Below are 8,293 nucleotides of genomic sequence, written 5' to 3'. Positions count from 1 at the left end.
CCCGAGGATCGGGGCCCGTTCCGTTCACCCGAAGCGTCAGCCGCGGATCAGGTTACGGAGCACGTACTGCATGATGCCGCCGTTGCGGTAGTAGTCCGCCTCACCGGGGGTGTCGATGCGGACGACCGCGTCGAACTCGACGCCGGTGTCGGTGGTGACCTTCACCGTGCTCGGGGTCCGGCCCTCGTTCAGCTCGGTGATGCCGGTGATGGAGAAGGTCTCCTCGCCGGTCAGGCCCAGCGAGTCGGCCGACTGGCCGGCCGGGAACTGGAGCGGCAGGACGCCCATGCCGATGAGGTTCGAGCGGTGGATGCGCTCGTACGACTCGGTGATGACGGCCTTGACGCCGAGGAGGGCCGTGCCCTTGGCCGCCCAGTCGCGGGAGGAGCCGGAGCCGTACTCCTTGCCGCCCAGGATGACCAGCGGGACGCCGGCGGCCTGGTAGTTCTGCGAGGCGTCGTAGATGAAGGAGACCGGGCCGCCCTCCTGCGTGAAGTCACGCGTGAAGCCGCCCTCGGTGCCCGGCGCGATCTGGTTGCGCAGGCGGATGTTGGCGAAGGTGCCGCGGATCATGACCTCGTGGTTGCCTCGGCGCGAGCCGTAGGAGTTGAAGTCACGACGCTCCACACCGTGCTCGGTGAGGTACTTGCCGGCGGGGGTGTCGGCCTTGATGGCACCGGCCGGGGAGATGTGGTCGGTGGTGACCGAGTCGCCGAGCTTCGCGAGCACGCGGGCGCCCGTGATGTCGGTGACCGGGGTGGTCTCCATCGTCATGCCCTCGAAGTACGGGGGCTTGCGGACGTAGGTCGACTCCGGGTCCCACTCGAAGGTGTTGCCGGTCGGGATCGACAGCGACTGCCACTGGGCGTCGCCGGCGAAGACGTCCTGGTAGGACTTGGAGAACATGTCCTCGCCGATGGCGTTGGCGACGACGTCGTTCACCTCGGCCTCGGAGGGCCAGATGTCCTTGAGGAAGACCGGGTTGCCCTCGGTGTCGGTGCCGAGCGCGTCCTTGGTGATGTCCACCTTCATGGAGCCCGCGAGGGCGTACGCGACGACCAGCGGCGGGGAGGCCAGGTAGTTCATCTTGACGTCGGGGTTGATGCGGCCCTCGAAGTTCCGGTTGCCGGAGAGGACCGAGGTGACCGCGAGGTCGTGGTCGTTGACGGCCTTGGAGACCTCCTCCGGCAGCGGGCCGGAGTTGCCGATGCAGGTGGTGCAGCCGTAGCCGACGAGGTTGAAGCCGACCTTGTCGAGGTACGGGGTGAGGCCCGCCTTGTCGAAGTAGTCGGTGACGACCTTCGAGCCCGGGGCGAGGGTGGTCTTGACCCACGGCTTGCGGGTCAGGCCCTTCTCCACGGCCTTCTTCGCGACGAGCGCGGCGGCGACCATGACGTACGGGTTCGAGGTGTTGGTGCAGGAGGTGATGGCCGCGACCGTCACCGCACCGTGGTCGAGGGTGTAGGTCGAGCCGTCGGGGGCGGTGACCTCGACCGGGTTCGACGGGACCGAGCTGGAGACGGCCGGGGCGTCGGAGGCCGGGAAGGACTCCTGGCCCGCCTCGTCGACCATGTCGACGTAGTTGCGGACGTCCTGGGCGAACTGCTCGGCGGCGTTCGCGAGGACGATGCGGTCCTGCGGGCGCTTCGGGCCGGCGATCGACGGGACGACGGTGGAGAGGTCGAGCTCCAGCTTCTCGGAGAAGTCCGGCTCGGCCTTCGGGTCCAGCCAGAGGCCCTGCTCCTTGGCGTACGCCTCGACGAGCGCGACCTGCTGCTCGGAACGGCCGGTGAGCTTGAGGTAGTTCAGGGTCTCGCCGTCGATCGGGAAGACGGCGGCGGTGGAGCCGAACTCCGGCGACATGTTGCCGATGGTGGCGCGGTTGGCGAGCGAGGTGGCGGCCACGCCCTCACCGTAGAACTCGACGAACTTGCCGACGACACCGTGCTTGCGCAGCATCTCGGTGATGGTCAGCACCAGGTCGGTGGCGGTGGTGCCGGTGGGCAGCTCGCCGGTCAGCTTGAAGCCGACGACGCGCGGGATGAGCATGGAGACCGGCTGGCCGAGCATGGCGGCCTCGGCCTCGATGCCGCCGACGCCCCAGCCGAGCACACCGAGGCCGTTGACCATGGTGGTGTGGGAGTCGGTGCCGACGAGGGTGTCGGGGTACGCCTGGCCGTTGCGGACCATGACGGTGCGGGCCAGGTGCTCGATGTTCACCTGGTGGACGATGCCGGTGCCCGGCGGGACGACCTTGAAGTCGTCGAAGGCGGTCTGGCCCCAGCGCAGGAACTGGTAGCGCTCCTTGTTGCGGCCGTACTCCAGCTCGACGTTCTGCGCGAAGGCGTCGTTGGTGCCGAACTTGTCGGCGATGACGGAGTGGTCGATGACCATCTCGGCCGGGGAGAGCGGGTTGATCTTCGCCGGGTCGCCGCCGAGCGCGGCGACGGCCTCGCGCATGGTGGCGAGGTCGACGACGCAGGGGACACCGGTGAAGTCCTGCATGATCACGCGCGCCGGCGTGAACTGGATCTCCTGGCTCGGCTGGGCCTGGGAGTCCCAGTCGCCGAGGGCCCGAATGTGGTCGGCGGTGATGTTCGCGCCGTCCTCGGTGCGGAGCAGGTTCTCCAGGAGGACCTTCAGGCTGTAGGGAAGCCTGGCCGAGCCCTCCACCTTGTCAAGGCGGAAGATCTCGTACGACTCGTCGCCCACGCGCAGCGTGCTGCGGGCGTCGAAGCTGTTCGCCGACACGACAGTCTCCTTCATCAATGTGCGCGTACTACCGTCATGCTGCCGCCACGACTCCTCGCCGATCCGCTAAGGTAAGGCTAAGTTAGGGAACCCTTACCAGGCAGGCGGCCGCGGTGCGCCGTAAGCAGTTATCTCGATGTCGAGATAACTCTAGTGCATCCCCGCCCGTCGGTCATGCCCGGGCGGCCCCGATCTCGCGTGGCGCGCGAATCCCCGTCCGGACGCGCCCGCGTTGCCGGCACCCCGGGGGCGGCCGAGGATCGACCCATGTTCAGCGGCGCGCACGTCATCCTCTACACCCGGGACGCCGAGGCCGACCGGGACTTCCTCAAGGACGTCGCCGGCCTCCCCCATGTGGACGCCGGGCGGGGCTGGCTGATCTTCCGGCTGCCGCCCGCCGAGATCGCGGTCCAGCCGACCGAGGGCGAGCCCAAGCACGAGGTCTATCTGATGTGCGAGGACCTCGCCCGCACCCTCACCGCCCTGGAGGACAAGGGCGCCGAGATCTCACGGGCCATCACCGACCAGGGGTGGGGCCTGCTCTCGGCGGTACGACTGCCGAGCGGCACGGAGCTCCCGCTGTACGAGCCACGCCACCCCACGGCGTACGACCTCCCCGACGAGCCCAATTCGGACGTATAGCCTTAAAAGTCACGCGACATCACCCGGATGCACCACCCTGGTGATCGTTGCCATCTCATATCTGAGATAACGTGACGCCATGGCAGACGACTACCTCGTACGCATCGGCAAGCTCATCCGTGACGCACGGCAGCACCGCGGCTGGACCCAGACGCAGCTCGCCGAGGCCCTGGCCACCAGCCAGAGCGCGGTCAACCGGATCGAGCGCGGCAACCAGAACATCAGCCTTGAGATGATCGCCCGCATCGGCGAGGCCCTCGACAGCGAGATCGTCTCCCTGGGCTACGCCGGTCCGATGCACCTCCGCGTCGTCGGCCGCCGCCGGCTCTCCGGCTCCATCGACGTCAAGACCAGCAAGAACGCCTGCGTCGCCCTGCTCTGCGCCACCCTCCTCAACAAGGGCCGCACGGTGCTGCGCCGGGTCGCCCGCATCGAGGAGGTCTTCCGCCTCCTGGAGGTGCTCAACTCCATCGGCGTCCGCACCCGCTGGATCAACGACGGCGTGGACCTGGAGATCGTGCCACCGGCCGAGCTGGACATGGAGTCCATCGACGCCGAGGCCGCCATCCGCACCCGTTCCATCATCATGTTCCTCGGCCCGCTGCTGCACCGCATGGACCGCTTCAAGCTGCCGTACGCCGGCGGCTGCGACCTCGGTACGCGCACGATCGAGCCGCACATGATCGCGCTGCGCCGCTTCGGCCTGGACATCACCGCCACCGAGGGCCTCTACCACGCCCAGGTCGAGACCGCGGTCGCCCCCGACCGCCCGATCGTCCTGACCGAGCGCGGCGACACCGTGACCGAGAACGCGCTCCTCGCCGCCGCCCGCCACGACGGCGTCACCGTCATCCGCAACGCCTCCTCCAACTACATGGTCCAGGACCTGTGCTTCTTCCTGGAGGCGCTGGGCGTACGGGTCGAGGGCGTCGGCTCCACCACGCTGACCGTGCACGGCGTCCCGGAGATCGACGTGGACGTCGACTACTCCCCCTCCGAGGACCCGGTCGAGGCGATGAGCCTCCTCGCCGCCGCCGTCGTCACCGAGTCCGAGCTGACGATCCGCCGGGTGCCGATCGAGTTCCTGGAGATCGAGCTCGCGGTCCTGGAGGAGATGGGCCTCGACCACGACCGCTCCGCCGAGTACCCCGCCGACAACGGTCGCACCCGCCTGGTCGACCTGACGGTCCGCCCCTCCAAGCTGGAGGCGCCGATCGACAAGATCCACCCCATGCCCTTCCCGGGCCTCAACATCGACAACGTCCCCTTCTTCGCGGCCATCGCGGCCACCGCCCAGGGCCAGACCCTCATCCACGACTGGGTCTACGACAACCGCGCCATCTATCTGACGGACCTCAACCGCCTCGGCGGCCGCCTCCAGCTCCTCGACCCCCACCGTGTCCTGGTCGAGGGCCCCACCCGCTGGCGCGCCGCCGAGATGATGTGCCCGCCCGCCCTCCGCCCGGCGGTGGTCGTCCTCCTCGCGATGATGGCCGCCGAGGGCACCTCCGTCCTGCGGAACGTGTACGTCATCAACCGTGGTTACGAGGACCTGGCGGAGCGCCTGAACTCGGTGGGCGCGCAGATCGAGATCTTCCGGGACATCTAGAACATCCAGGACGCGGCATCCGCTGAGGCTCGGTCACTCTCCTGTTCCCGGAGGGTGACCGAGCCTCGGCCTCGCCCATCCGGCTGTCAGACCTCGCAGGCGGTCTCGATGTCCGCGCCCGCCTCGCCGTCGCAGTCGTCGGTGCCGGGGCCGCCGTTGAGGCGGTCGGGGCCGGGGCCCCGCGGAGGCGGTCGTCGCCGTCGCCGCCGCCCAGGGTGTCGGCGCCCCCGACCGTGCCGATCGTGGCCGCCAGCTGACTGTCGACGTTGTCGCCGAAGATCAGGTCGGCGCCGCCACGGCCGTTGACGACGTCGTCGGCGGCCGTGGCGCCGGTGGCGGTGCTCGTCACGCTGTCACCGGCGAGCACGAACTCGTCCGCGGCGCCGCCCGTGATGCGATCCCTCCCGGACCCGACGGACTGCCCGAAGTTGGGCACGTGGTCGCCCACGGCGCCGAAGCCCCCGTCCGTTCCCAGGTCGATGGTGTCGTCGCCGCCCGCGCCGGCCACGTCGTGGTCCGTGCGGCTGTCCCCCACCACGAACCCGAAGATGCCGGCCCCCTCCAGGATCACGTCGTCGCCGGCCCCGTGGCCTTGTCGACTCCGAACGAGTCCCTCACGATGACGTCCTCGCCGTCGCCACCCGTGATGAAGTCGTTCGCCCCGCCGGTCGCCTCGAAGCCGGAGCTGTCGCCGGTGATGGAGTCGTCTCCGGCACCGCCGTGGATCCTGTCCGCCGCCCCGCCCACGGCGATGCCCCCCGCGGAGACGTTGTCCCCGAAGATGTTGTCGTCGCCCGCGCCGCCGTCGACCCGGTCGCGTCCGGCGGGGGATTCGGTCACGTCGCCGTCGGCGTAGTCGTCGCCGACCACCAGGTCGTCCCCGGCGCCGCCGTTCACCCGGTCGTCGCCCCTGCCGCCCGCGACTCTGTCGTTGCCCTCGCCGCCGTCCAGGACATCGTCGCCCCCCCCAGACCGCAGATCCTGTCGTCGCCGCCCCCGCCGTCGATGCGGTCGTTCCCCGGGGTCCCGATGATGACGTCGTCGCCGGGAGTCCCCTGCGTGCCGGTGACCGTGGCCACCGCCCCGAAACACGTCACCGGCTGCGCCGCCGCCCCCTCCGCCCCCAGCCCGACGAGGGCCGCCGCGCCCAGCACCTGTGCCCCGAACGCGGCCACGACCCGCCGGCTCCGCGGCCGCCACCGGCCCGCGGCATGACTGTGCTGCTGTCCGTGCATGGCTGTCTCTCCTTCGATGTGCGAGTGCTGCTTGTCACTCACTGTGCGCGGGAGACAGCTGACGGCGACTACTCGTCGAAGCCCGCCCCGGCGATTTCCTCCGATCGGATTCTGATATGTGTGCAGATGTACGCGAGTGACCCGCGAAGTGGGAGCCTCGGCGCCGCCGCTCGGTTGAACGCGGTCTTGCCGCCGCCGCTGCGCAGGACCTTCGAGAGGACGTCGATGGGCCGTCATCCTTGACGGCGATCTGACGGAAGGGGCGGCTTCCCCGCGTGGCCGCTCCGCGTGCGGCGGAGGGTCAGCCGCCCGGCATCATCGCGCCGCCGCCCTTGAGGCGTTCGATGTCGGAGGGGCGGACCTTGATGACGAGGAGGGCGACCACGGCGCCGAGCACGGCGAAGACGGCGGCCGTGACGAAGCCGGCGGAGACGCCGGAGGTGAGGACCTGGTCGGCCCAGGGGGGTGGCAGCTGGCCGGTCTCGCCGAAGCGGGCCTTCTCCAGGGGGCCGGCCTCGGCGAGGAAGGCGGGGACCTGGGTCTCCGCCTCGTTGCGGCTCACGGTGCCGAAGACGGTGACGAGGATGGAGAGGCCGAGCGAGCCGCCCACCTGCTGCATGGCGTTGAGCAGGCCGGACGCCGCTCCCGACTCGCGCTGCTCGACGTTGGACAGCGCCATGATGGTCAGCGAGACGAACATCAGGCCCATGCCGAAGCCGAAGATGAGGAGCGGGCCGAAGATGCTGCCGAGGTAGGTCGAGTGGACGTCGGTCAGCGTCAGCCAGGAGAGGCCCACCGCCGTGAAGATCGAGCCGGTCACCATGAAGGGTTTCGGGCCGTACCTCGGCAGGAGGTTGGAGGTGATGCCCGCACCGACCGCGACGACCGCGCTCACCGGCAGGAAGGCGAGTCCGGTGCTCAACGGGCTGAAGCCGAGGACCCGTTGCACGAAGAGCGTGAGGAAGAAGAACATCCCGAAGATCGCCGCCGCCAGGCAGAGCATGATGACGTAGGTGCCGGCGCGGTTGCGGTCCGCGAACATGTGCAGCGGGGTGATCGGCTGCCGGGAGCGGCGCTCGATGAGGATGAACACGCTCAGGAGCACGACCGCGACGCAGAACGAGGCGATCGTGTACGGATCGCGCCAGCCTTCCTGGGCGGCCCGGATGAAGCCGTACACCAGCGCCACCATGCCGAGCGTCGAGGTCAGCGCGCCGAGCAGGTCGAAGTGGCCCGGGTGCCGCCGCGACTCCCTGACGTGCCGGGGCGTCAGGAAGGCGATGAGCAGGGCGATCGGCACGTTCACGAAGAAGATCCAGCGCCAGTCGAGCCATTGGACGAGCATCCCGCCCGCCACCAGGCCGATCGCGCCGCCGCCCGCCGAGACGGCCGCGAAGACGCCGAACGCCCGGTTGCGCTCCGGGCCTTCGTCGAACGTGGTGGTGATCAGGGAGAGCGCGGTCGGCGAGGCGATCGCGCCGCCGACGCCCTGGAGGGCGCGGGCGGCCAGGAGTTGCCACTCGCTCTGCGCCAGACCGCAGAGCAGCGAAGCCGCTCCGAAGAGCAGCACGCCGAAGACGAAGACGCGGCGCCTGCCGAGGATGTCGCCGGCCCGTCCGCCGAGGAGCAGCAGACCGCCGAAGGTCAGCGTGTAGGCGTTGACCACCCAGGACAGGCTCGTGGTCGAGAAGTCGAGGGCGCTCTGGATGTGCGGGAGCGCGATGTTGACGATGGTGATGTCGAGGACGACCATCAGCTGGCAGGAGGCGATGACGAACAGGGCGATGCCCTTGCCGTCTCCCGCACTGGTCGGCGTGGCGTCCACCGCCGGGGTCGTCGGCTTCGGTGTCCTACTCATGATCGTTCATGGCGCGTCGCGCCCTCGCCGCAGGAGCCGTGGGCCGGTCGGTCCACCTTTCGACCCTAAGCCCGGCCCCCCGCCCCGACCAGTCGATCAAGCACCGTCCCGTTCCCCCCAGTTCGGGGCCGTCGACCCCACGCCAGGCCGTTTCACGGCGGATCGGGCGAGAATGCGACCATGTGGGCTTCTCCCCGC

General features: G+C 69.7%; 6 protein-coding genes. 2 read left to right on the top strand and 4 right to left on the bottom strand.

Translation table 11 applies throughout. The features are described from left to right. Positions 1-36: 36 nt before the first annotated feature. Entirely contained in the window at positions 37-2,751 is a 2,715-nt protein-coding gene (gene acnA / locus QK442_RS34220; RefSeq protein ID WP_282698018.1) for an aconitate hydratase AcnA, read from the bottom strand. Positions 2,752-3,018: 267 nt separating this feature from the next. Between acnA and QK442_RS34215 the strand changes: the two genes are divergently transcribed. Then, positions 3,019-3,393 (top strand): extradiol dioxygenase, encoded by a 375-nt coding sequence (locus QK442_RS34215; protein WP_282698017.1) that lies wholly within the window; start codon positions 3,019-3,021, stop codon positions 3,391-3,393. A 79-nt stretch (positions 3,394-3,472) separates the two neighbouring features. After that, positions 3,473-5,002: a UDP-N-acetylglucosamine 1-carboxyvinyltransferase gene (locus tag QK442_RS34210; protein ID WP_282698016.1), complete on the top strand. Its 1,530-nt coding sequence runs from the start codon at positions 3,473-3,475 to the stop codon at positions 5,000-5,002. A gap of 567 nt (positions 5,003-5,569) precedes the next feature. Here the strand turns inward: QK442_RS34210 and QK442_RS34205 are convergent. From QK442_RS34205 to QK442_RS34195, 3 genes are all read right to left on the bottom strand, one after another. Next, positions 5,570-5,899, bottom strand: coding sequence for a hypothetical protein (locus tag QK442_RS34205; protein ID WP_282698015.1), 330 nt, complete (start codon positions 5,897-5,899; stop codon positions 5,570-5,572). Next, on the bottom strand, positions 5,896-6,237 hold the full coding sequence (locus tag QK442_RS34200; RefSeq protein WP_282698014.1) for a hypothetical protein: 342 nt from the start codon (positions 6,235-6,237) through the stop codon (positions 5,896-5,898). Before QK442_RS34200 ends, QK442_RS34205 begins: the two co-directional genes overlap by 4 nt. Before the next feature lie 301 nt (positions 6,238-6,538). Continuing rightward, the gene (locus tag QK442_RS34195) at positions 6,539-8,095 is read right to left on the bottom strand and encodes an MFS transporter (RefSeq protein WP_282698013.1); all 1,557 of its coding nucleotides are present in this window, start codon (positions 8,093-8,095) and stop codon (positions 6,539-6,541) included. Positions 8,096-8,293: the final 198 nt, after the last annotated feature.

Origin of the sequence: Streptomyces sp. CC208A (genome assembly GCF_030010625.1) — a bacterium.
Lineage (GTDB): Bacteria > Actinomycetota > Actinomycetes > Streptomycetales > Streptomycetaceae > Streptomyces.
This window is presented reverse-complemented; position numbering and strand designations above follow the sequence as displayed.

Coding starts and splice junctions, on each gene's coding strand:
- QK442_RS34215 (WP_282698017.1), top strand. CDS start 3,019: ATGTTCAGCGGCGCGCACGTCATCCTCTACACCCGGGACGCCGAGGCC.
- QK442_RS34210 (WP_282698016.1), top strand. CDS start 3,473: ATGGCAGACGACTACCTCGTACGCATCGGCAAGCTCATCCGTGACGCA.
- QK442_RS34200 (WP_282698014.1), bottom strand. CDS start 6,237: ATGCACGGACAGCAGCACAGTCATGCCGCGGGCCGGTGGCGGCCGCGG.
- QK442_RS34195 (WP_282698013.1), bottom strand. CDS start 8,095: ATGAGTAGGACACCGAAGCCGACGACCCCGGCGGTGGACGCCACGCCG.